Origin of the sequence: Dyadobacter sandarakinus, assembly GCF_016894445.1 — a bacterium.
GTDB classification, from domain to species: domain Bacteria; phylum Bacteroidota; class Bacteroidia; order Cytophagales; family Spirosomataceae; genus Dyadobacter; species Dyadobacter sandarakinus.
This window is the reverse complement of sequence record NZ_CP056775.1, coordinates 3,042,768-3,065,186: the sequence shown is the minus strand read 5'-3', so window position 1 is coordinate 3,065,186 and position 22,419 is coordinate 3,042,768. Positions and strand designations below refer to the sequence as shown.

Here is a 22,419-nt window from a genome sequence, read left to right as displayed (position 1 = left end):
TTTAGAATGACTTTGCAACCATATCCGAATCTTAAGCGGAATACTAATAATCCTGTCCAATGAATCTATCCAACATGCTCGACGTGGTGATCGTCGGTGGCAGCTATGCCGGACTTTCAGCTGCATTGTCACTGGGCCGGGCGATACAGTCCGTCGTCATCATCGACAGCGGAGAACCCTGCAACCGGCAGACTCCCCACTCTCATAACTTCCTGACCCAGGATGGTTCTTCTCCGGCAGGTATTGCGGCCGAGGCATTACAACAGATTCTGAAATACCCGACGGTACACCACGTGAAGGACAAGGTGAGTAAGGTGCAGGGGCACGACCATCATTTTGTGGTAAAAACAACGTCCGGAAGCACCTTTGAGGCGCGGAAAATTCTTTTTGCAACCGGTATCCGTGACTTGCTTCCCGACATTCCGGGTATGTCGCAGTGCTGGGGGATTTCTGTGATCCATTGTCCGTACTGCCACGGATATGAATACCGGGGTAAGCAAACCGGCATCATGATGAACGGGGATGAAGGTGCCGAGCATGCGGTATTTATCAGAAACTGGGCGGGGCAACTTACGCTTTTTACACAGGGCAAAGCCAATATTTCCGCAGAAAAGCGTGCACTTCTAACAAGAAATCAAATCCGCCTTAACGAATCTCCCATTCGTAAGATCGTGCATAAGAATGGCTACATTTCCTCAGTGGAACTTGCCGATGGTACTAGCCAGGCATTGGATGCCTTGTATGCCCGGGTTCCCTTTGAGCAGCATTGCAGCATCCCGCAGATACTGGGCTGCGCCCATACGCCCGAGGGTTTTATACAGGTCGATGCATTCAACAGAACTACTATCCCGGGGATTTTTGCGGCAGGCGACAATGTGAATTCGATGCGCTCCGTGTCGCAGTCTGTAGCAGGAGGGACTATGGCCGGCGCGATGCTCAGCAGGGAGCTGATTATGCACAAAAATACACGCTGAGCATGGCGTAGACTATTCTGGAATAAGCACCTTTACGCCGGAGCATGGGGGGGGCAATCAGCGAGGGGAATTGTCGCAACTTTGCAGAAATCAATATCAGTTCCGGAAAGGCAGATTGCATGCAACACATTTTCAAATAAAAAAAGAGCCAGTTAAAAACCGGCTCCTTTATATACCCTTACACTTTATGTTCAAATTTTAGTTATCAATCCAACTGATAATATCCGTGCGAAAAACCCAGAGGCAGAAACAGATGAAGAATCCGATTGCAAGTACAATTTCCATAAGATAGAGGTTGAGGTATTTCATTATTTTTAGCTAAAGACTCAAATAAGGAGCACACTCTTCAACTAAATGGGGTGAAAGCGTTGATATGTGTAGTATCCGCGCGATTAGATGAGATCAAACTACTTTGGGTGTGCGCGTTATCGCTTAGGAACTATCTTAATGATTGATACATCCTCTTGGATGGAAATTATTGCTAGCATTGATCCTTAGTAATGAACTTATCGTAGATCGTTGCATAAGAGATGCGTGAGAGATTTCAAAAAGGGCTGGCAATGATGTCACGCTCTTTTTTGTTTGACAGAGATTCAGTCAGCATACTTTTAAGAGCCTACCCGCAATCTCACCTCCAAGCTTGCCAAGGAATATTCAGATGACTACAACTGGCCGGATCAGCACGGCATTGCATCGGATCTTTACCGGACCTGATGGATTTCAGTAATATTAAATGGCGTGATGAAGTTGCGTTTTGCAGCTTTACCCTGAGTTTGCTTGATAAGTAGCCTGTTAAATGCGTGCTTCGGTATTTCAAGTCCGAGAATAAATACATTCTACCGGAGCCATCGTGCAGCTGGCATGCAGCAGCGGCATCCTTGCCGGTATAACGGACATTGGATAATGCCTACATTATCGCCCGCTCAGCTCAGGGCAGCAACATGTATGGTGGTAGCTGGTACTTAACAATCCGTGGTGGATAATGACTGGTAGTCAGTCTTCCCGTCTGGTGAGCAGATAGTTTGCAAACAGTCTTTGCACGACTTCCATATCCATTAGATTTTCTTCTGTGTCAACCTTCACCAACACCTTCTTTTCTAAGTCGTGCAGGTAGTGATCATTTTTATAGGAGTATACCTTAAAAGGCCTTTTTGATATCCCATTATCAACATTCAACTCGGCATTATAAAGGTTGTACATGTTTTTGATCTTTATGGGTCTAAAATTTTCTGGAATCCTATTGCGAATATGTTTGATCTTTGAATGTAGTACTATATCACAAGGTAGTATTTTCCTCAGTTAAAATCCAATGCGCATTCACATTAAATTTTGTTAGGATTGCATATGATGCCCAATTTGGACACTTCGCTTCTCAGGATCGTTCTTTCGGTTGTTGTAATGACAAGTGCTCATACCAAGCTCTTGCAGCAGCGCGCAGGCTCATCACCTTTCCCTCTTTGACAAGGTTCTCGGCTGCCTCAATAAACCGCTTGTTGATCTGAATCGCTTCTTCTGCTTTTAAAAAAAAATAGCGGTGGCTTTTAGACCACGGCATGCTATTAAATGTTCGCGTTTAAGTGTTGGTTACTTCTGCAAAAAAGTTACCATATACGGGATGTACACAACCTGGTAGCTAAAATTGGTTGACTGGTATGCGGAATTCCTGGAAGCAGGATACCATACCGGTAGACACGAAAAAAGCAGAACCCACAAGGTTCTGCTTTTACGTCACTGAGTAAGCTTTTCATTGTCGGCGGTCTGGACGGGACTCGAACCCGCGACCCCATGCGTGACAGGCATGTATTCTAACCAGCTGAACTACCAAACCGTTTCGTTTCAGTGATAACGTGGTGCAAAAGTAGTACGATTTGTTTTCAGTGCAAGTCCTGGGCAGACTTTTTTGTCATTTATTTGCAAATAATTTTTTGCCTGGACGGGAAAGGTTTGAAAATGAATTTGTTGCAAACTCAAAAAAAATGACGAAAATTAAAGAGGTTATCGCTGCTCTGGAAACGCTTGCTCCGCCTTCGTATCAGGAAAGTTATGATAATGCAGGTCTGCTCGTCGGATCACCGGGAGATGAGGTTACGGGCGTACTGATTGCACTGGATACTACCGAAGCGGTCATTGAAGAAGCCCTGCGCCGTAACTGCAACCTGATTGTTGCGCATCACCCTGTCATCTTCAAAGGTCTTAAGCAGCTTACCGGGAAAAATTACGTTGAGCGCACCATCATCAGCGCCATCCGTAACCACGTTGCGATTTATGCCGCACATACCAACCTCGATCATGTCCACCATGGAGTCAATAAAATGATTGCAGAAAAAATCGGGTTGCAGCAGGTTAGGGTACTGGACCCTAAAAAAGGCATTTTGACAAAAATGACCTTTTTTACACCGGTTGACCATACACAAGCTGTGCTCGATGCCTTGTACGAGGCCGGAGCGGGCCGGATCGGGGAGTATTCGGAATGCAGCTTCTCTGCTGCGGGCACGGGTACCTTCACACCCAGTGACCAGGCCAATCCGGCAATCGGGAAAGCCGGAAAGCGAGAATCAGTAGCTGAAAACCGTTCCGAAATCATGTTTCCGTCCCATACGACGGCGAAGATGGTAGGCGTGCTCAAACGGGTACATCCCTATGAAGAAGTGGCATACTACCTGACCAGCCTTGAAAACGAAAATCAGGAAGTTGGTGCCGGGGCAATAGGAGAGTTGCCGGAGCCAGTGCCGGCTGAGCGTTTTTTAGAGATGTTAAAAAGCAATATGAACCTGCAGATCATCCGGCATACCGAAGCTCCCGGCCGGCCGGTTTCCCGCGTAGCCGTATGCGGAGGAGCGGGCAGCTTTCTTCTGCAGGCCGCGCTCAGGGCGGGTGCGGATGCATTTGTAACCGCAGACTACAAGTATCACGAGTTTTTTGATGCGGAGGGCAGGGCCATGATTTGTGACATCGGGCACTATGAAAGTGAAGTGTATACTAAAGATTTACTATATAATTATTTATCAGAGAAATTTAGTAATTTCGCACTCTGTTTGTCAGAAGTCAACACCAATCCGGTCCGATATTTTGTTTGAAATGCTAGGTTTGTCAGTACATTCTCCCGCTCATCTGCCGCAACAAACTCCTGACATTTTCTTCACTTACAACGCATTGAAACAACTCCATTAAAACATACATGGAAAATACAATCGCACAAAAACTAGACGCTCTCCTGAAATTGCAGGAAATTGATTCAAGCCTTGACGAAATCCGCAAGACGCGTGGCGACCTTCCTGAGGAAGTGCGCGACCTGGAAGATGAAATCATCGGCATCGAAACGCGTCTTGGAAAATTTAGAAGCGAAATTGCCAACCTGAACACGGAAATCGACAACTTCAAAAGCGCTCAGAAAGACGGCGAAAAGCTGATCAAAAAATATAAAGATCAGCAAATGAATGTTCGCAATAACCGTGAGTATGATGCGATTACCAAAGAAATCGAGCTACAGGAGCTGGACATGCAGCTTGCTGAGAAAAAAATGAATGAAGCACGTGCCCGTATCCGCCTGATTGAAGAGGATGCAAACCGTGCCGAAGCTACCCTGAACGAGCGGAACGAAGACCTGAAAGCAAAAAAAGGCGAACTTTCGGTTATTACGGGAGAGAGCGAAGCGGAGGAACAAGCACTGATCGCGGAAAGAGAAAAGCACATCGTCAAAATTGAAGATCGCCTGCTGAAATCCTACCAAAAAATCCGTGACAACTCCATGAACGGACTGGCAGTAGTTCACGTTTCACGGGGTGCATGCGGCGGATGTTTCAGCATCGTGCCTCCCCAGCGTCAGGCTGATATCCGTGAGCGTAAAAAACTGATTGTTTGCGAGCACTGCGGCCGTATCCTGGCAGACGTGGAAAGCGTTGAGCCGGTACATCAGAACCGCAGATAATCTGTCATCATACTTTACAGGAAAGGTTGTCTTTACAGGCAACCTTTTTTTATGTTCGTCAATGATTGTAATTTTTTTTAAAAGACGAGATCGCTTCCGGCATCTAGGCTGCATGGTTGCAGCTTTGCTGCTGCTGGCTGTACCTCATGCATTTGCCACTACCGTTAACTTCACCCCCCGGCTGCAAAAAGCGTATTTCGACATTCAGAAACTGCGCCTGAACACGGCCCGGCAGCTGATTGATGCCGAGCGCGCCGTAGCACCCGACAATGCTTTCCTCAGTTACCTCGACAACTATGCCGACCTGCATTATTTGCTCATTTCGGAGGATAAAAATGCATTCAAGACCTTATCGGCACAGGAGGACAAGCGACTTGCCATCATAGGCACGCTGCCGGACAATGCTCCATTCAAGCGGTTTTTTCAGGCTGAGATCAGGCTGCACTGGGCATTTGCCAAACTGAAATTCGGCAATGAACTGAATGGATCCTGGGAGATCATCCGCGCCTACCGGCTGCTGGAAGAAAACCGACGGAAGTTTCCGGACTTTGTACCCACACTTAAATCACTCGGCCTGCTGCATGTGCTGATCGGCTCCATACCCGAGAATTATGGCTGGGTAGCCCGGATCCTGGGTTTGAAAGGCAATATTCAGGCAGGTATTGCCGAAATACGAACCGTTGTGCGTGAAGAGCCTATGTTCAGGCAGGAGGCGGAACTGACGGATATTCTGCTTCATGCCTATACGCTTGGACTTTCCGCATCCCAGCTGGCGAGGGTACGGGAGTGGCCCAAAGAAGAGCCTGATAACCTGCTGCTGCATTTTTTTACAACAACAACCCTGATGAAAGAGGGTAAAAGCAGTGATGCGTGGCAGTACCTGGCCAGTGCCCCTCAGGGTGATGCATACATGGCGTTTCCATTTCTTGAATATCTGAAAGCCGAGATTCTTTTACAGAAGGGGGCATACGCGCAGGCACTGGGCCATTATCGCTCGTTTTTGAAAAATTACAAAGGATTCAATTACGTCAGGGATAGCTATTTCAAACAGTTTTTGTGCTTGTGGCTGGATGATGATGAGAAGAATGCCCGGCAATATGCAGAAAAAGCAGCGTCGCAGGGAAGTACCATCATTGAGGCAGATCAGTTTGCCCAGCGTGTGGCCGAGGCATACCTGTCCGGGAAAATCAATGCACGCCAGAAAGTGCTCTACCGCGCCAGATATGCGACTGACGGAGGTTACCTTTCCGAAGCTTGGAAAATAGTGGCAGCTCTGGACGAAAAATCATTTGACACACAGGAGGAAAAATGTGAACTGAACTACCGCAAGGCACGCATTCTTCATAAAATGGACAAGCCGGAAACAGCTGTACTATACTATGAGCGTGCATTGTTACTGGGGCGCAAACCGGCACCGGGCTTTGCGGCATCCTCGGCTTTGCAGCTTGGCTATATATGGTTGTCAAACCGGCAGAATGCCAGAGCCAAGTCTTACTTTCAGGAGGCGATGTCGTTCAAAAAACATGAATATAAAAACAGCATCGACAATAAAGCACGGGCTGCACTGACAGCGTTAGGGGACTAAACTAAAGCAAAATACCGGCCTGTTCTCCGGGCCGGTATTTTGCTTTTAGTAAAACCAGAAATTAGGTAGATAATGGACGCCCTGCTGGAATGTTAATCCGCTGGCGGCTGCCCGGGTAAGTTACCTTCTTGGCAGTAAAGCGGGCATTCACATATTCCACCATATCAATCTCGCCGGTAATAGTATCACCGGAAAGTTTTCCATAAAACGTCATGACCACATTATCGCCCGGCACGCTGTACCGGCTCTGAAAGCGTACTTCATCGCCGTCGATGTTTCCGAGCAGCTCACGGGTGGCAAAATCGCCTTTGTGGGTACCTGTCAAAAAGTTGCCATCCTGTTTTTCGATAATGAAAGTATGGCTGCTTTTGCTGGTGTAAAACTCAATGCTGACGTCCCATCTGCCGCTGATATCCGCAGCAGGAGCTTTCATCTCGACACTGGCTTTAGGCTCGCTCCGCTTGCGTGTGAGGATTTCATGAATGCGGTCGCCTACGATCTTGTCATTGCCGGGTCCCATCATGTACGAAGCCAGGGTGATGGAAGTTGTGGGAGCGGCATTTGTATCTGCTGCGGTACCCCGGCGCCCGGAACCTACCGCCACCCGCGGCTTGGTGGTTTGCAGCTCGTCGGCCACTTCCTGTCCTGTAATATAAAGTTTGGTAGGATCCCACGATACGGTCATGACGGGAGTCGCATTATCGAGTGCTCCTTCTTCGGGCTGGCGGATGTTGATGTTCACGCCTTGTATACCCGAAAGCCGTTTTGAAATATTTTCCAGCCACGATACCCAGGTTCTCATTTCAGCCTTGTGATCGCGGGTAGCCCAGGATTCCACGGCAGCCAGCATCCCGATGACTTCTTCACGGCCGATCTTGTTGTCGCGGCAGGGTCCATGGTGCGGCGCGCTTGCCTGCCAGGCCGACATCAGGATGTCTTTTTTACCCAGCATTAATCCTGCGCATTGCGGTCCTCTTAATACTTTTCCGCCACTGTATGCTACAATGGAGGCACCGGCCTTCAGGTGGATGTTCGGGATGGTAAGGCGCTCTGCCGCGGCATCCACGAGGATTGGCACATTGGCCGGATTGGCTATTTTTGCAACATTCTCTACCGTCCAGGGATCTCGGCCGGGCATCATGTAAATCATCGCCGTGCGGGGATTAATTGCACCTTTCAGCTCGTCAATAGTTTCAACCGTTATGATTTTGACGCCGCAGTTACGGATCGCATGGTCATATACGTTTCTGGATGAGCGTGGGATAATTACTTCTGTTTTTTCAAAGCCTTCCAGATTGGGAATACGGATAAGTTTTTCGGGGTTTCCGCCCGAAATAATGCCCGCTGTCACTTCATTCATACCCGCCGCACAGCCTGCTGATACCATGCCCCATTCAGCTCCGGTAATTTCCGCCAGCCGTTGACCAACACCAAAGGCAAGCTCGTCAATCTGCACATTGTACTGGCATGCATACTCCATCGCCTGCCGTACTTCGGGTAGCTCGATAGATGCACCGATGATGGTGAAAGTACCGCGGCAATTGATGATAGGTTCTACGCCGATAGATTGATAAATCTGCGGTCCGGCTTTGAGCGGTCCGGCGGCCCCTACCTGTGCCGCTGCCTTGTTGAGGCCGAAGCTTTTCTTTCCGTGATCGGCCAGGATATCCACTGCCCCGCCGGCCAGCGGAAGCAGACTGAGTTCTTTCAGTATTTCTCTGCGTTTCATAATATGTTTTTCAAAAAGGTTATTTGCGTGCGGGTTCAGGCCGTGGCAGGTTGACAGGTTCTACTCTTGCATTCAGCATGTATACGATACTGCCGCCTTTGATGGTGGCCTCGGTTTCAATGCGCTTTTTACCCTTGATCTTACCGTCGCGTGCATAGAAACCGAAATCTCCGTCACGCAGGTTAAGTACGGCTACGTCTGCCACTGAGCCTACGGAAAGGTTACCGAGGTTTTCACGTTTGATTTCCCGGGCAGGGTTCCAGGTACTGGCTGTGATCACACTTTTGAAGTCCATACCCATGGCCATAAAGAGCGACATGATGTTGTTCATGTCCTTCATTGGTCCGTTCATACTGCTGGTGTGCAGGTCGGTGCTGATGGAGTTGGGATAAAAACCCTGCTTTATCGCAGGCTGTCCCTGGGCCAGCAAGAAACTGGCGCCTCCAAACCCTACATCAAAAATCACACCCTTTTTCCGCGCTTCCAGTACGTAGGGTTTTACCTTATTGGTACTCACATCTACAATAGATTCGCGGCCGCGACCGCTGTTGTTGCTGTTTCCGCCAAAACAATGCGTGTAGATGTCGCCTGCGCGAAACTTTTTGAGATACAGCTCTTCGAGGGAAAGTACCGGGTTTGCACTCCCAAAATCCACCATGATCGGGATGTCCGCCAGTCGCGCCGCCTCTATGGCCCGGTCAGTAGGAGTCCAATCGTGACCGCTGAAATGTGCAAGCTTTACGCCCACGACATCATTCGGGTATTTTTTTGCCATTTCTGCGGTTTTTGCCGCATCCATTTCATCCAGGCTGTTTTCGAATTTGCCGCCTGCCATACCTTCCCCTACAATATTCAGCATGGCGAGCACACGCGTCTTGGAGAGATCAATGGTTTGTTTTTTAAACGTTTCAAAGGTTTTCCAGCCCGAACTGCCCGCATCCACAACCGTAGTTACGCCGCTGCGGAATGTAAAACCGTCTGCCGGCAAAGCATTGGGACCATTGCGATAAGTACCCTGCAAATCAGTTCCCCAGAAAAAATGCACATGGATGTCGATCAATCCAGGGGTAACATACAGGCCTTTGGCATCCACTATCTGTGCAGCAAGCGCAGGATCAATGTTTTTGGCTACTGCGGCAATCTTTCCGTCATCACCGCCGGGTGTACCTTCGATGGCGACGTCCATCACGGCATCAATGTTGTTTTTCGGGTCAAGTACGTGACCACCTTTGATCAGTATGCTATACTTTTTTTCCTGCGACCAGGCCGGTTTGAACAGGATGCACAGCAATGCCAGCATGATCAATGCATTAACTTTCATAAGGATTAAGGTTGTTTAGGATAAACTTTCTTTGATTTTAAATGCTAAATCGCCCCAAATATCGGCAGCTCTTTTTTGTCATAAGCCAAAAGCTGCAAATTTCTGCTTACGCTTTGTTCAAGGAAGATACTTTTTGTTTTGCAGGCCGGATAAATCAAAGCTTATTCTTTTCTTATTCTTACGGTAAGAAACAAGGTTAGATAGGCTGCGGTGGCAAACAGGCTGGCACAATTTTCTAGAAAGAACAACCTGCATCATCAAGATGTAAGTAACTACGGCACAACTTACCAGCCAATGCAGTACATGATCTTTTCACCTGATACAAGAAGCAATGTCGTAAAAGCGACGCGGCAGGGTAAAGTCACTTGCGATATTATGGGGCGGGGGAGAAGTTCAGGAGCGAGATGCCCGGAGGAAAGGATCGCAGATGAGCTGTATTTACATAAAAAAACACGCAGATTTCAAAATGAACCCGCGTGTCAAATTACACTTCATCAACAAACTAAAAACCAAATAAAACTAATACGAAAAAATTCGCTTGTCAAGTTTTTTTTGCTGTAGGAGGGGGATTCGAACCACCCACGGTGCGGTTAGCTACGGTACAAATACTGTTGGTGGTCCACCCCAGTCGACGTAAGTCGGCATTATGCCGCGTTTATCCCTTGATCACCACCCCCGAGACAGGAGGGCATGGCTGCCAGTTTCATCACCCTACAATGTGATTTCCAATTCACAAAAGTAAATATACATTCACGATTGCCTGAATTGTTCTGCAAAGCTAAGGCGAATGAATTTAAATATGAAGTATTTTCATTAGAAAAAGTGAAAATTTACGATTTTTTCATATTTTGCTTCTGATAATTAGCAAAAATTCAAACCAGACTAGTGGATGCAGAAATATTCTGATATCGATAATACTGATCTTCGCATACTTTCGCTGCTGATCGAGAATGCTGCCCTGCCTTATACTGAAATCGGAAAACGGGTATTCGTATCCGGCGGTACGGTGCATGTGCGAATGAAAAAGCTTGAACAAATGGGTATTGTCAAAGGCTCGCAGCTGGTAATTGACCCGGCAAAGCTTGGCTGGGACATCAGTGCATTTCTTGGTATTTATCTGGATAAAAGTTCTTTATACGAGCAGGTAGCGACCGAGCTGGAAAATATTCCCGAGGTGGTTAATATTCATTATACAACCGGTATTTACAGTATTTTCCTTAAAATCGTCTGCCGGGATACCGGACACCTGCGTGAAATCCTGCACGATAAAATTCAGAAGGTAAACGGCATTCAGCGCACGGAGACTTTTATTTCCCTGGAAGAGCGTATCAACCGCTCAATACCGCTCTCTGAAGTCTGACCTATACCATCAACATTCCCGAAAATAATTTTTTCGCATATTTGTATATATAAAAAACTTATATATACATTTGTATGTAAACATTTTGATATGGAAAATAACACAACCAGCAACGAATTTGTGCGTGGAACGCTGAAGACGATCGTGCTGACACTCCTGGCTGAAAAAGACCGCATGTATGGCTACGAAATCACGCAGGAAGTTAAGGACAGAACCAGCGGTGCCATATCGCTGACATTCGGTGCATTGTATCCCGTATTACATAAGCTGGAACAGGAAGGACTGCTGATCACAGAGTCAGTGGAAGTAGACGGCAGGCTGCGGAAATACTATTCGCTTACAAGCAATGGAAATGAAACAGCCCGTACTAAAACCACTGATCTTGAACGTTTTATAGAAGCAGTAAAACTTTTGCTGGCTCCCAGGAGCCTGGCTACCGAATAACTTGTCTTTACATGGTTGAAATCTAAACAGATTGTCCGATGAAACGCCTTCAAAAAAACCGGATCGACTTGATTGAACAATATCTGCGTGCCAGTAAGCTGGATCCCGGACTTATGCCGGAGATCCTTGATCACATGGCTTGCGAGGCAGAAGAGGGTTTGTGGGATGGAAAACCTTTTGAGCAGATTTATCATGAACTGCTGGATAATGCAGACCGACAGGTGCTTTTGAATCTGAGTGTGGACCATAAAAATCTGTTAGCCATGGAAAAATCAATGAATGACATCGTCTTTGAAGGCCGTAATAAGCTGTACGGTGCCTACGACCTCCGCAAAAACTACGGGCAGACCATGCAGCGTTCGGTAATTATGGGTGTGACGATCTTTCTGCTGATGGTCATGCTGCCTAACCTTTATGCGCGACTCGTACCGGAGAAAAAGCCGGGTGATGTTGCTTTTGTAGTAGAAGTGGCACCTGTGGACATCAAGCTGGAAGAAACGCAGAAGCCCAAGGAGCCTGAGCCTACCCCTGCGCAAAAAACCGTAAGATCTGTTAACCTGGAAGTAGTGCCGGACGACCGGGTAAAAGTGGAGCATATGCCGCCCACCGTCGATGATCTAGCGAAAGCCCAGCCTGGCGAATTTACAGCAGAAGGTGTGGAAGGTCTGGATATCGTGCCACCGCCGGTAGCCGTAATGCCTGGAAACGGCCATGATGCCTTCGTGCCCTTTGAGCCTAAAAAAGAAGAAGTTTTCAGCTTTGCAGAGCAAGCTCCCGAGTACCGCGGCGGTACAGCAGCGATGGGTGATTTCTTTCGCAAAAATCTGAGATACCCGGCTCAGGCTGCCAAAGCTGGTATTGAGGGAAAGGTTTTTGTAGAATTTACTGTTGGATCCGATGGGAAGGTTGAAAACGTATCAGCTATCAAAGGAATTGGATTTGGGTGTGATGAAGAAGCCGTACGTGTAGTGAAGCTCATGCAGAACTGGATGCCCGGCAAGCAGTCCGGCGTGCCGGTAAAAGTAAGGTTTACCCTGCCGATTGCATTTCAGCTCAATTAAAACACAACTTCCGGCATTGCGTAAATGCCTCCCTGTTATTGAGTGAAATCCTCGCGAAAGCGGGGATTTTTTTGTTTTTTTGTATTTAAAAAAAAGCGAAATAAGAAAGTTTTTGCATGTACGCCATTGTAGATATTGAGACGACAGGAGGAGGGGGAGGAGCACGTATTACAGAAATTGCGGTATTGCGGCACGATGGTACGCAGGTGGTGGATATGTTCCACTCGCTGATTAATCCCGAAATATACATTCCGCCATTTATTACCAGGCTCACGGGTATTGATAATGAAATGGTCCGTGATTCCCCTACATTCAGCGAGGTGCAGGATCTGGTGCGGACCATTACCAAAGATGCCTGGTTTGTAGCACATAATGCACGGTTTGACTATGGTTTTATCAAGCGTGAATTTGGTACGTGGGACGAATATTTTCAGCGCGACGTGCTTTGCACGGTGCAATTGAGCAGGAAAATATTTCCGGGCCTCAAATCGTACAGCCTCGGTAATCTTTGTGAAAGCCTGGAAATTATCATTGAAAACAGGCACCGGGCCCATGGGGATGCACATGCAACGGTGCAGCTCTTTGAAAAGCTGCTCATGCACGACCGGCAAAAGCTGATCCCAAGTGTTTCCTGCGTGTAGCGGAAAGGGTGAACGTTGGTTGGAACGATTTTTTATCATCCGACACCATATTCAACCTAAATATTCACTACATGAAAGCCTTCATTAACTTCCTTGTTGTACTGCTGATAGCCGTTTCTTTTACCAGCTGCCAGATGGTAGGCGATATCTTTAAAACCGGCGTCTGGACAGGTATCATCCTGGTTGTAGCCATCATTGCTATCGTAATCTGGGCATTGTCACGGGTATTTGGCGGCGGGCGCAGGTAGCGTATCGCATCCCTAAATTTTTTGCGGCAAATATGCTTTCCGCATTTGTTTATAAAGAAACTCTGATTCATCTTTGCACTCCCCGAAGGGCAGGCCTCACGGTCTGGTGCAAATGATACGGGGGATTAGCTCAGTTGGCTAGAGCGCTTGCATGGCATGCAAGAGGTCGTCGGTTCGAATCCGATATTCTCCACTTGATTATCAACCACTTACAGAAAAAATGTAAGTGGTTTTTTTCTTTAGGTCGAACATAGGTCGAACATTTTTAGCGAGTTTTAGCCAGTTTTACTGGAATACGGACTCGGATTTCTCGCTTCCTTGAAGTTTTTTACCCTCACATATTTTTATTTGACCACTATCATCGCGGCAAGATTTTAATTTCCCGAACTTGCGGAAGTTACTTAGACCCAATCCACCGGCAAGTATGCAATTCAGGTATATTCTCGCTTTCCTAATAGTCCTGTATTGCCAATCGTCTTTTGCCCAATTTCTGATAAAAGGAAAAGTCACAGATACAACTAGCAAGCAACAACTGGCTGGCGTCAATATTACAGCAGGGTCGGTCGGCACAGCGACGGGAGCCAACGGAGGTTTCGAACTACAATCCGCTGGGAAGATCAAAGAACTTCGTGTCAGCTACCTGGGTTATGTAACACAAATCGTAAGAGTCAACGATAACGATTCTTTCATCGAGATACCACTCGCAGAATCTTCTGGGCAGGATTTAGATGAAGGGAGGTTACCTCTAAGTACCTGACACCGATCAATCGCGGCCCGGTGCCCGAAGATGCGGCATTATCGATCGCGTCGAATTTATTAGAGGTCCTTCCGGCTTTATGAACAACATCGGCGGCCCGGCTGGTACATTCAATGTATTGACCAAACAGCCTACCGGAAAGAAGCATTACATCATTAATGCAATCGTGGGCAACTGGGATTTCTACCGGCCGCAGACCTGGACGGTTTGCTGGATAAAAAAGGCAAGTTGCAGTACCGGCTGGACGTGACGGGGATGACTTCCAATTCATTTGACAAAACCGATTTCAACAAAATACTGCTGGTGGCATCGGTCGTGAAATACCTGATCAGCGATAAAACGACGGTTTCGGCGAAGTATACTTACCAACGGTTCAGCTGCGCGATGATGAGCCCGATCGTGATGACGCCGGTTGGTTTCGGTACGCTGCCCTAATGATTTTACCATTAATGAAGAAAGTCTAAACCCCTACGAAGTTTCCGACCACACCGGGTTTCTGACTTTCAACCACGCATTTGAAAGTTTGGCATCACACGGGACAACTGTCGGTTACTGAATTGGAACAGTTATAGTATAAGTACAGAAACTTGATACTTACACTATGACTGACAAGAACCCCATTCGTGCTGAGAAGAAAATGCAAAGACGTGCATTTTTGAGCGGAGTTGTCCCTGCAATGGCGGGCACAACGCTTTTTCCTTTCGCACCTACACCATTGATAGAAAAGAATGATGCATTTCCCGGTTTGATTACCAGGGAGAAAGAGCCTTCCAACCTGGAATTCCCTTTTGCAACATTAAAAGGAAGAATTACCCCTAATGCCCAGTTTTTTGTCCGAAGCCACTTCCCATTTCCGAAGCTTGATCCTGACGTCTGGAAATTGTCAATAACGGGCGATGTAAAAAGAGCAATCACCATTTCGTATGATGAGCTTCGTAAAATGCCATCGAAGACCGTGATGGCGACATTGGAATGCGCCGGTAACGGTAGGGCCAAACTGGCCCCGAAAGTCAAGGGGCTTTTATGGGAGCAGGGTGCGGTTGGTAACGCTGAATGGACAGGCGTACCGCTGTCCGCATTGCTAGAAAAAGCGGGATTGAATGCGGATGTTTTAGAAATTATCCTTGAAGGGGCTGACAAGGGGGAAATCACGGAAGAACCCAGGTCGCCTGGGGAGATACATTTCGCCCGAAGCATTTCTCTCAAAAAAGCACTGGAAGCAAATGTGCTGATTGCCTACCAAATGAACGGCAAAGATCTTCCCATTGCTCATGGGTACCCTGTCCGGGCGATCATACCGGGTTGGTACGGTATGGCATCCATCAAATGGCTCACCAACATTATTGCGACAAGCAAGCCTTTCGAGGGGTATTGGCAGACTATTGAATATGCATATTGGAAAAGGCAAGCCAACCAGCCGACGCTTACCGCAGTTACGGCAGTCGAAGCAAAGGCGGAAATCGCACGGCCCATGCTACATGAGGTTGTTCCTGCTGGCAAACCATACCGCGTCCATGGGGCAGCCTGGTGTGGCGAGAAGTCAGTTATTAAAGTCGAAATAAGTACAGATAATGGACTGAGCTGGCAGGACGTCAAACTGTTGGACACGGAGATCCCAAATGTATGGCGTCTATGGGAATTCAATTGGCAAGTGCCTTCTAAGCCGTCAACGGCGGGGATTTTGGTCCGTGCTACCGATTCCGATGGGCGTGTCCAGCCCGATAAGCACGATCCCGACCGACGAACCTACATGGTCAATAAAACCGTGGCAATGGAGGTTGAAATAGGATAGAAGTCCATATTCCATAATTTAAACTGTATTTTATTAGACCATGCTAGCCATCTCTCAGATTTATCGACCTGATCAGGTAAAAATGCTTTTTGTCGCGGAGGCCCCTGGCGGCGGCGAGAAGCATTTTTATCATGGTAATACCAATTTATATCGAACGATCAGGAACGCTTTTGAAATAGTCTACGGCAACTTTAACTCGCCGGAAGACTTTATAAAGTTCTTTAAGTCAATCGGCTGTTTCCTGGACCATTTGAGCCAGGCCCCACTGGACAAAACCAACAGGCAAGCACGTTTGGAAGGTAGAAAAAGCGCGGTAGCATCGCTGTCCAGCCGGATCAATGAAATGAATCCCGAGATCGTGGTTGTGTTGATGAAAGAGATAACGGCCTTTGTTGAAAGTGCTCTGGGGCAGCCGAATATAAGGTCCGTACAGTCGCTACTGGTCGTCCCTTACCCGGCTGGAAGTCACGCGAATAAACAAAACTGCATTAGTGAAATAACCCGAATCTTGAAGCAGTACGGGCCGGAAAGTGATTTTGCCTAACCTGCCGATGATAACCTGAGGTGATTAACCATCACTTATTTTGATGAAAATCAACGGTGTTAGGATTGCAACTTTGCATATCAAAAACACACAGTGATATGCAAAAGCAAATAATAAACAACGGGCAAACATTTATTTTCCTTCGCAATGGCATCGGCAGCAAATTGGTATTTGCTATCTGCGCTGTTCTTTGCCTGACGCCCTGGGTCAGCCCGCCGGTGGCACTTTTGCTCGGTTTGACTGTCGCGCAACTTAGTGGGCATCCATATCTTCATCTAAACCACAAGGCAACACATTGGCTACTTCAACTTTCGGTGGTTGGATTGGGATTCGGCATGAATCTGCATAGCGCGGTCAAGGCCGGAAGTCAAGGGCTGGGCTTTACTGTCATATCAATTTCTATGACCTTGCTATTAGGGTTAATTTTAGGTAAATGGATGGGTATCGACCGGAAAACCTCATTCTTGATTTCCAGCGGTACTGCTATTTGTGGGGGCAGTGCTATTGCTGCCATATCACCGGTAATCCGCCCTGAGCAAAAACAGATGTCTGCTGCACTGGGATGCATTTTTATACTCAATTCTGCTGCATTGTTCATTTTCCCGTGGATCGGTGCTGAATTAAACCTGACACAAAGCCAGTTTGGCCTCTGGTGTGCGCTGGCCATCCATGATACCAGCTCCGTGGTCGGGGCTGCCAGCAAATACGGGCCGCAGGCACTGGAAATAGCAACAACAGTGAAACTTGCCCGCGCCTTATGGATATTACCGGTAGCGTTTGTGGCGTCCCTGTTGTTTAAAAATAAATCCGGTAAGGTATCTATCCCTTATTTCATCGGCTTTTTTATCCTGGCAATGGTACTGAATACATATGTCCCTCAGATAGCTTTGATCAGCCAATTCTTTATCAGAATAGCACACATGGGTCTGTCTCTGACGTTATTTTTGATTGGCGCGGGTTTGTCCAGGCAGGTTTTACGCTCGATCGGAGTCAAGCCGATGCTTCAAGGAATTTTACTATGGACGGGTATCTCGCTTGCAGCCCTGTACGCCGTGATGCATTTTGCCGGAGACTAATACAATGATCATCTACCTCTTAATTTTCGAGTATTGCCAGTTACCTAGGTATTTTATAAGATTTAAAATCTTTGCTTTTTATGGAAATTAAAGAAACACAAACCAGGCTCTTTGATCGCAGAGGGTTTCTTCGGACATCATCGCTGGCCACTTTGACAGGCCTGCTTGGAACCAATATCGTTTTTGCAGACCGGTTGCCAAGGCACTATCTCCCAGTCGCATTTAACATCGACCCGATGGCCGACAAAAATAAAAACCTTGTCATCTTAAATGATAAGCCCTGGAATGTAGAAACCCCGGCCTACTTACTCGATGATGAGATTACACCTGCTGACAAAATGTTCATCCGCAATAATGGACAGATCCCTGCCAGTATTGATATTAAGAACTGGAAGCTGACTATCAAGGGTGAGTCCGTTAAAGCAGTTAAGTCTTATACGCTGGCTGATCTGAAAAGTAAATTCAAACCTTATACATACCAGCTTGTGCTTGAATGCGGAGGGAATGGCAGGGCGGGCTATTTTCCCAAAACGTCCGGCAACCAGTGGACTGAGGGCGGCATCAGCTGTGCGGAATGGACAGGCGTGCGTTTAAAAGACGTCCTTGCAGACGTGGGGATCACCGATACGGCGGTCTATATTGGATACTACGGACAGGACCTGCATTTGAACGGTGATCCCAATCAGGCTGTGATTTCAAGGGGAGTACCAATCAAAAAAGCATTAGAAGATGAAACATTGATTGCCTGGTCCATGAACGGCAAAGACATTCCATTGGTACATGGCTACCCGCTACGCCTGGTGATAGGTGGCTGGCCTGCATCGGTATCAGGAAAATGGCTTCACACAATCGCGGTGAGAAATAAAGTGCACGACGGGGCGAAAATGACCGGAAAAAGTTATCGGGTTCCCATCCATCCGGTGGCACCGGGCGTTGACCCCGATGAAAGTGAGTTCAAAATTATCGAGTCGATGCCAGTCAAATCGGTAATCACGTACCCTAAAACCGGATTGGAAATGCCCCAGGCACAAAAACTGGGTGTTCGCGGCCACGCATGGGCGGGTGACAGAACGGTAAAACGGGTAGAGGTGTCGATCGATTTTGGCGAGACATGGATGAATGCTACTTTGAAAGACGCAAAGAACCGGCTTGCCTGGCAGCATTGGTCGGCCAATCTCGATTTCCCTATGCAGGGATATTATGAAGTTTGGGCCCGTGCAACGGATGACCAAGGGCGTTCGCAGCCTATGGTAATGCCTTCCTGGAATCCAGAAGGATATATCAATAATTCATGCCACCGGATTGCGGTGAAAGTGGTTTAAACAATTTCCGACATGCAGAGTATATTAAAAAATGGCCGATACTTGCTATTGTCAGCCGGAGTATTGACGTGGTTGCTTTGTGCCTGGGTTCAAGTCCAGCCCAACCCAGGCAGCAAGACGTCGTCAATGTCAACGACAACAGAGACGCGCGCTGAAAAGGCACATGCTAAAGTCTACGTAAGAGCGACACCTGAACAAAATTCGAGCGCAGCTAGCTCAGACACAATCCGAAACGCGCAAGGAGTTTTGGTCGATGGAGAAAGTGGGCTGGCGCTCGGCGAAAACATGTTCCTGGTCAAGGCGCAATGCACCATTTGCCATTCGAGCAAACTGATTTTGCAAAGCCAGTTTGACCGTGACAAATGGATCGAACGAATCCGGTGGATGCAGCGCACCCAGAAGCTCTGGGATCTGGGAGAGACCGAAAAGCCGATTTTGGATTATCTGGTAGAGCACTATGGCCCCAACAAAACTGGGTTCGATGGCCGTCGGCTACCCCTTCCGGCACAAACCTGGTACAAGTTGTAAAGTATATTATCTGCCTAATGGCGCTAACCGCGTTAGCTGTATTTTCAGTTACGACTTCTGATTCTGGTTGCAGAAAGTTTTTGGCCTGTGCTGCGTGCATACACAAGATGCTTGGCTTGGCCAATCTGCTGAGAACCGTAAATGCCGGAGTGGCCAGAGAAGAAATAGGCGACGATACAGGCAAGAGCTATGTAAACGCCACATTCGCTCCCAAATAGCTCCATCCCCATCAGCACACAGGCGAGCGGAGTATTGGCAGCACCGGCAAAAACAGCGACGAAACCCATGCCCGCCAGCAAGCCAACCGGCAACGGGATAAAATAGGAAAGTGCATTACCCAACGTGGCACCAATAAAAAACAGGGGTGTAACTTCACCCCCCTTGAAAGCAGCACCCAGGGTTACAGCGGTGAAGATTATTTTTAGCAAAAAGTCATAAGGTGGTATTTGCATTTGGAAGGATTCCAGTATCACCGGTATGCCAAGGCCGATATACCTGGTGCTACCCAATGCAAACACTGCCGCCGAAACCAGCGCGCCACCAATCAGCGGTCGAAATGGAGGAAAACTGATGTATCGTTTAAAAAATCCTCCAATCGCATGTGTGAGGCTACTGAAAGACTTGGATGCGGCGCCGAAGGCTATTCCTGCAATAATTGCATACCCAATATTGGGGATTGACAAATCCGGTATTTCTGGGATGTGGTAGTGGGTATGCCCCACCTGCCATGCCCGGGTGATCATATCGGCGAAGGTCGCGGCGGCGAATGCCGGAAGCAATGCATCGTACCGGATACTGCCGATTAAAAATACTTCCAGTCCAAATACCCCGCCTGCAAGAGGTGTCCCAAAAACAGATCCGAAACCGGCAGCAATTCCAGCAATCAGGATAAGTCTTCTGTCGCGTGGGCGCAGGCCTAAGATCCTCGTAAATTGATCTGAGATCGAGCCCCCGATCTGTAATGCCGTACCTTCGCGCCCGGCCGAGCCGCCAAAGAGGTGGGTAGCTATGGTCCCGATTAAAACGAATGGGGCCATTTTTAGCGAGATGATTTTAAATGGCCTGTTGATATTTTCAAGTAGCAGATTATTTCCCGCTTCAAGTTCTTTTCCAAAATAGTGGTACATACAGCCGATCATAAGCCCGGCAAGCGGAAGCAGGGCAACGATCCAGAGGTGAGTTTCACGATAGTGGGTAGCCCAATCCAGACAGACCAGGAAAAGCGCAGAGGCCGACCCGACAAGAATCCCTACTAGTGCAGTAAGGATAAGCCATTTAACGGTAAAGAATGCGATGGGGTATTTCCAGAAAAGGAAAACCAATTTTTTGGAGAGACGAAACCTTGAAACTGACATTTATATATATACCTATTAGTTGAACAAATACAATTTGATCCTAATAGGCGCCATCAGCCGTTTCGGGCGGTTTCCGCAGGAAGACACCATTTCCTGTTATGAGGACAAAGATATAATTAAATCCTGCAAATGCAGGATTTCCGGCGTTGATTCTATTTAATCCCCAAGCGCCTGGTGTTTGCACAAGAACTTAGCGTGAGAATGTTTAGTTGATTAATCCAACGACATTTATAGAATATGGAACCAACCCAGTCAATCATCAACTACCTGGACGCATCATTTAAAAGCTTTGAACCCGGGCTTCGAGACCGGATCGCCGAGGCAGGTGTCTTAAAGAATATCCCTGCCGGGGAAGTGATCATGAGGACGGGACAATACATAAAACATAGTGTCTTGATAGCCTCTGGGCGGGTAAAGCTGTACCGGGAGGGTGATGATGGGCAGGAAGTTTTCATCTACTACCTCGAAGAAGGCAATGCTTGCGCGTTGTCAATGATTTGCGCCACCAAACAAGAATCGAGCGAAATCATGGCCAAGGCCGTCGATGATACAACGATCATTATGATCCCGATACGGATGATGGATGAGCTGATGACTACCTATCGCAGCTGGTATTATTTCGTCCTGGAAAATTATCGGTCCCGCTTTGAAGAGCTGCTGACCGTCCTGGATAGCGTGATTTTTAAGGCGATGGACGAGCGCCTGGAATTCTATCTACGAAATCAATTTAAAAGCAGAGGCGTCGATGAATTGTCCATCACCCACCTTGAAATTGCCAACGACCTGAACACCTCCCGAGAGGTCGTTTCACGCTTGTTGAAGAAGATGGAGCAGAACGGAAAAATCAGACTGTTCCGTAACTCTATCGCCTGGGTGGGATAAACATGGTTTTTCCTTCTGTGATAAAAGTCACTTTCTGGCAACAATCGTATTGCTTGATTTGTGTGATTGATATCTGCAAATGGAAATTATGGCTTATTTGGCGTCTGTGTTGATTGGTATTTCGCTCGGTTTAGTAGGGGGAGGAGGTTCCATCTTAACGGTGCCCGTGCTGGTTTACTTATTTGGTGTACCGCCATTGCTTTCTACTTCCTATTCCCTATTCATTGTCGGCTCTACCAGTCTGATCGGAGCAATTCGGAACTATAAAAACGGGTTATTGAATGTCCGCACCGCCTTACTATTCGGGGCAACCTCGGTTACGACCGTGTTTTTGGTCAGAAAATTTCTCATTCCTCAAATCCCAAACCAACTCTTTGAACTAGGAGACTTTCAGGTCACGGAGCCAATTCTAACTATGGCCTTGTTCGGGGTGTTGATGATAGCTGCATCAGTGGGCATGATAAAAGACAACACTCAGTCAGCCAAAAAGGCCCAGCGTCAAGGTCATAGTTTTTTCAAGCTCTTTGCATTCGGCACAGGCATAGGACTAACAACCGGGCTTCTCGGTGCCGGTGGAGGTTTTTTACTAATCCCAACACTGGTTTTGCTACTCGGGATGCCCATGAAGGAGGCAGTTGGAACATCTCTTTTGATCATTGCTCTAAACTCTCTGATTGGTTTTGCGGGTGATTTGGGGCATTTTCAAATTTATTGGGGATTTCTTCTGACCGTTACCAGTATTGCTATTGCCGGTCTTTTTCTCGGTGGATTGATTGGAAATTACCTTAATGTGGACCGTTTAAAGAGGGGCTTTGGTTGGTTTGTCCTGGTGATGGGCGCTTACATTATCATCCACGAATTCATTTGATGGC

22 protein-coding genes, 2 tRNA genes and 1 riboswitch are annotated in these 22,419 nt (G+C 47.5%); of the genes, 19 read left to right on the top strand and 5 right to left on the bottom strand.

Going from position 1 to position 22,419, the window contains the following annotated elements; all coding sequences use genetic code 11:
- Nucleotides 1-59 precede the first annotated feature (59 nt).
- Nucleotides 60-974, top strand: coding sequence for an NAD(P)/FAD-dependent oxidoreductase (locus HWI92_RS12320; protein ID WP_204655398.1), 915 nt, complete (start codon nucleotides 60-62; stop codon nucleotides 972-974).
- 1,372 nt (nucleotides 975-2,346) lie between these two features.
- On the opposite strand, the gene HWI92_RS12315 is transcribed toward HWI92_RS12320, so the two are convergent.
- Both HWI92_RS12315 and HWI92_RS12310 read right to left on the bottom strand, forming a co-directional pair.
- Nucleotides 2,347-2,529 carry a hypothetical protein gene (locus HWI92_RS12315; RefSeq protein ID WP_204655396.1) on the bottom strand — a complete coding sequence of 61 codons (183 nt, stop codon included), beginning with the start codon at nucleotides 2,527-2,529 and terminating at the stop codon, nucleotides 2,347-2,349.
- Between the two features lie 199 nt (nucleotides 2,530-2,728).
- Nucleotides 2,729-2,802 (bottom strand) — tRNA-Asp (locus HWI92_RS12310).
- A gap of 148 nt (nucleotides 2,803-2,950) precedes the next feature.
- Between HWI92_RS12310 and HWI92_RS12305 the strand changes: the two genes are divergently transcribed.
- The 3 genes from HWI92_RS12305 to HWI92_RS12295 all read left to right on the top strand — a co-directional run bounded on the left by HWI92_RS12305 (nucleotide 2,951) and on the right by HWI92_RS12295 (nucleotide 6,487).
- Entirely contained in the window at nucleotides 2,951-4,051 is a 1,101-nt protein-coding gene (locus HWI92_RS12305) for a Nif3-like dinuclear metal center hexameric protein (protein WP_204655395.1), read from the top strand.
- Between the two features lie 101 nt (nucleotides 4,052-4,152).
- Complete coding sequence (locus tag HWI92_RS12300) at nucleotides 4,153-4,902, top strand: zinc ribbon domain-containing protein (RefSeq protein WP_204655392.1); 750 nt, start codon at nucleotides 4,153-4,155, stop codon at nucleotides 4,900-4,902.
- A 112-nt stretch (nucleotides 4,903-5,014) separates the two neighbouring features.
- Nucleotides 5,015-6,487: a tetratricopeptide repeat protein gene (locus HWI92_RS12295; RefSeq protein ID WP_204655390.1), complete on the top strand. Its 1,473-nt coding sequence runs from the start codon at nucleotides 5,015-5,017 to the stop codon at nucleotides 6,485-6,487.
- Between the two features lie 61 nt (nucleotides 6,488-6,548).
- Here HWI92_RS12295 and HWI92_RS12290 read toward each other — a convergent pair whose 3' ends face one another.
- Together HWI92_RS12290 and HWI92_RS12285 are read right to left on the bottom strand one after the other, a co-directional pair.
- Nucleotides 6,549-8,216, bottom strand: a complete 1,668-nt coding sequence (locus HWI92_RS12290; protein WP_204655388.1) for a selenocysteine synthase — start codon at nucleotides 8,214-8,216, stop codon at nucleotides 6,549-6,551.
- A 19-nt stretch (nucleotides 8,217-8,235) separates the two neighbouring features.
- Nucleotides 8,236-9,537, bottom strand: a complete 1,302-nt coding sequence (locus tag HWI92_RS12285) for an amidohydrolase/deacetylase family metallohydrolase (protein WP_204655386.1) — start codon at nucleotides 9,535-9,537, stop codon at nucleotides 8,236-8,238.
- Nucleotides 9,538-10,426: 889 nt separating this feature from the next.
- Between HWI92_RS12285 and HWI92_RS12280 the strand changes: the two genes are divergently transcribed.
- The 13 genes from HWI92_RS12280 (at nucleotide 10,427) to HWI92_RS12220 (ending at nucleotide 19,310) form a co-directional block, all read left to right on the top strand.
- Entirely contained in the window at nucleotides 10,427-10,897 is a 471-nt protein-coding gene (locus HWI92_RS12280; RefSeq protein ID WP_204655384.1) for an Lrp/AsnC ligand binding domain-containing protein, read from the top strand.
- A 90-nt stretch (nucleotides 10,898-10,987) separates the two neighbouring features.
- Entirely contained in the window at nucleotides 10,988-11,341 is a 354-nt protein-coding gene (locus HWI92_RS12275; protein ID WP_204655380.1) for a PadR family transcriptional regulator, read from the top strand.
- Nucleotides 11,342-11,379: 38 nt separating this feature from the next.
- A complete protein-coding gene (locus HWI92_RS12270; RefSeq protein ID WP_204655378.1) occupies nucleotides 11,380-12,402 on the top strand; it encodes an energy transducer TonB in 1,023 nt (340 codons plus the stop codon).
- 116 nt (nucleotides 12,403-12,518) lie between these two features.
- Nucleotides 12,519-13,043: a 3'-5' exonuclease gene (locus HWI92_RS12265; protein ID WP_204655376.1), complete on the top strand. Its 525-nt coding sequence runs from the start codon at nucleotides 12,519-12,521 to the stop codon at nucleotides 13,041-13,043.
- Between the two features lie 71 nt (nucleotides 13,044-13,114).
- Nucleotides 13,115-13,291: a hypothetical protein gene (locus HWI92_RS12260; RefSeq protein WP_204655374.1), complete on the top strand. Its 177-nt coding sequence runs from the start codon at nucleotides 13,115-13,117 to the stop codon at nucleotides 13,289-13,291.
- Nucleotides 13,292-13,410: 119 nt separating this feature from the next.
- Nucleotides 13,411-13,484, top strand: a tRNA-Ala gene (locus HWI92_RS12255).
- A gap of 231 nt (nucleotides 13,485-13,715) precedes the next feature.
- Entirely contained in the window at nucleotides 13,716-14,048 is a 333-nt protein-coding gene (locus HWI92_RS25625) for a carboxypeptidase-like regulatory domain-containing protein (RefSeq protein WP_204655372.1), read from the top strand.
- A 207-nt stretch (nucleotides 14,049-14,255) separates the two neighbouring features.
- The gene (locus HWI92_RS12245; protein ID WP_204655364.1) at nucleotides 14,256-14,483 is read left to right on the top strand and encodes a hypothetical protein; all 228 of its coding nucleotides are present in this window, start codon (nucleotides 14,256-14,258) and stop codon (nucleotides 14,481-14,483) included.
- 166 nt (nucleotides 14,484-14,649) lie between these two features.
- The gene (locus HWI92_RS12240; protein WP_204655362.1) at nucleotides 14,650-15,840 is read left to right on the top strand and encodes a sulfite oxidase; all 1,191 of its coding nucleotides are present in this window, start codon (nucleotides 14,650-14,652) and stop codon (nucleotides 15,838-15,840) included.
- A 40-nt stretch (nucleotides 15,841-15,880) separates the two neighbouring features.
- Nucleotides 15,881-16,384: a hypothetical protein gene (locus HWI92_RS12235; RefSeq protein WP_204655360.1), complete on the top strand. Its 504-nt coding sequence runs from the start codon at nucleotides 15,881-15,883 to the stop codon at nucleotides 16,382-16,384.
- A 98-nt stretch (nucleotides 16,385-16,482) separates the two neighbouring features.
- Nucleotides 16,483-17,460 (top strand): YeiH family protein, encoded by a 978-nt coding sequence (locus HWI92_RS12230; protein ID WP_204655358.1) that lies wholly within the window; start codon nucleotides 16,483-16,485, stop codon nucleotides 17,458-17,460.
- A gap of 80 nt (nucleotides 17,461-17,540) precedes the next feature.
- On the top strand, nucleotides 17,541-18,782 hold the full coding sequence (locus HWI92_RS12225; protein ID WP_138366732.1) for a sulfite oxidase: 1,242 nt from the start codon (nucleotides 17,541-17,543) through the stop codon (nucleotides 18,780-18,782).
- 126 nt (nucleotides 18,783-18,908) lie between these two features.
- Nucleotides 18,909-19,310: a hypothetical protein gene (locus HWI92_RS12220; RefSeq protein WP_229247898.1), complete on the top strand. Its 402-nt coding sequence runs from the start codon at nucleotides 18,909-18,911 to the stop codon at nucleotides 19,308-19,310.
- A gap of 44 nt (nucleotides 19,311-19,354) precedes the next feature.
- Here HWI92_RS12220 and HWI92_RS12215 read toward each other — a convergent pair whose 3' ends face one another.
- Nucleotides 19,355-20,632 (bottom strand): voltage-gated chloride channel family protein, encoded by a 1,278-nt coding sequence (locus HWI92_RS12215; protein WP_229247887.1) that lies wholly within the window; start codon nucleotides 20,630-20,632, stop codon nucleotides 19,355-19,357.
- Nucleotides 20,633-20,702: 70 nt separating this feature from the next.
- A riboswitch (Fluoride riboswitch) is annotated at nucleotides 20,703-20,768 on the bottom strand.
- A gap of 134 nt (nucleotides 20,769-20,902) precedes the next feature.
- Here HWI92_RS12215 and HWI92_RS12210 point away from each other — a divergent pair.
- Together HWI92_RS12210 and HWI92_RS12205 are read left to right on the top strand one after the other, a co-directional pair.
- Nucleotides 20,903-21,547 (top strand): Crp/Fnr family transcriptional regulator, encoded by a 645-nt coding sequence (locus tag HWI92_RS12210; protein ID WP_204655348.1) that lies wholly within the window; start codon nucleotides 20,903-20,905, stop codon nucleotides 21,545-21,547.
- A gap of 79 nt (nucleotides 21,548-21,626) precedes the next feature.
- The gene (locus HWI92_RS12205; protein ID WP_204655346.1) at nucleotides 21,627-22,415 is read left to right on the top strand and encodes a sulfite exporter TauE/SafE family protein; all 789 of its coding nucleotides are present in this window, start codon (nucleotides 21,627-21,629) and stop codon (nucleotides 22,413-22,415) included.
- Nucleotides 22,416-22,419: the final 4 nt, after the last annotated feature.

Bases quoted from the DNA above. Each gene is read 5' to 3' on its own strand.
- HWI92_RS12320 (WP_204655398.1), top strand. From the start codon at position 60: ATGAATCTATCCAACATGCTCGACGTGGTGATCGTCGGTGGCAGCTAT.
- HWI92_RS12315 (WP_204655396.1), bottom strand. From the start codon at position 2,529: ATGCCGTGGTCTAAAAGCCACCGCTATTTTTTTTTAAAAGCAGAAGAA.
- HWI92_RS12305 (WP_204655395.1), top strand. From the start codon at position 2,951: ATGACGAAAATTAAAGAGGTTATCGCTGCTCTGGAAACGCTTGCTCCG.
- HWI92_RS12300 (WP_204655392.1), top strand. From the start codon at position 4,153: ATGGAAAATACAATCGCACAAAAACTAGACGCTCTCCTGAAATTGCAG.
- HWI92_RS12295 (WP_204655390.1), top strand. From the start codon at position 5,015: ATGGTTGCAGCTTTGCTGCTGCTGGCTGTACCTCATGCATTTGCCACT.
- HWI92_RS12290 (WP_204655388.1), bottom strand. From the start codon at position 8,216: ATGAAACGCAGAGAAATACTGAAAGAACTCAGTCTGCTTCCGCTGGCC.
- HWI92_RS12285 (WP_204655386.1), bottom strand. From the start codon at position 9,537: ATGAAAGTTAATGCATTGATCATGCTGGCATTGCTGTGCATCCTGTTC.
- HWI92_RS12280 (WP_204655384.1), top strand. From the start codon at position 10,427: ATGCAGAAATATTCTGATATCGATAATACTGATCTTCGCATACTTTCG.
- HWI92_RS12275 (WP_204655380.1), top strand. From the start codon at position 10,988: ATGGAAAATAACACAACCAGCAACGAATTTGTGCGTGGAACGCTGAAG.
- HWI92_RS12270 (WP_204655378.1), top strand. From the start codon at position 11,380: ATGAAACGCCTTCAAAAAAACCGGATCGACTTGATTGAACAATATCTG.
- HWI92_RS12265 (WP_204655376.1), top strand. From the start codon at position 12,519: ATGTACGCCATTGTAGATATTGAGACGACAGGAGGAGGGGGAGGAGCA.
- HWI92_RS12260 (WP_204655374.1), top strand. From the start codon at position 13,115: ATGAAAGCCTTCATTAACTTCCTTGTTGTACTGCTGATAGCCGTTTCT.
- HWI92_RS25625 (WP_204655372.1), top strand. From the start codon at position 13,716: ATGCAATTCAGGTATATTCTCGCTTTCCTAATAGTCCTGTATTGCCAA.
- HWI92_RS12240 (WP_204655362.1), top strand. From the start codon at position 14,650: ATGACTGACAAGAACCCCATTCGTGCTGAGAAGAAAATGCAAAGACGT.
- HWI92_RS12235 (WP_204655360.1), top strand. From the start codon at position 15,881: ATGCTAGCCATCTCTCAGATTTATCGACCTGATCAGGTAAAAATGCTT.
- HWI92_RS12230 (WP_204655358.1), top strand. From the start codon at position 16,483: ATGCAAAAGCAAATAATAAACAACGGGCAAACATTTATTTTCCTTCGC.
- HWI92_RS12225 (WP_138366732.1), top strand. From the start codon at position 17,541: ATGGAAATTAAAGAAACACAAACCAGGCTCTTTGATCGCAGAGGGTTT.
- HWI92_RS12220 (WP_229247898.1), top strand. From the start codon at position 18,909: ATGTCAACGACAACAGAGACGCGCGCTGAAAAGGCACATGCTAAAGTC.
- HWI92_RS12210 (WP_204655348.1), top strand. From the start codon at position 20,903: ATGGAACCAACCCAGTCAATCATCAACTACCTGGACGCATCATTTAAA.
- HWI92_RS12205 (WP_204655346.1), top strand. From the start codon at position 21,627: ATGGAAATTATGGCTTATTTGGCGTCTGTGTTGATTGGTATTTCGCTC.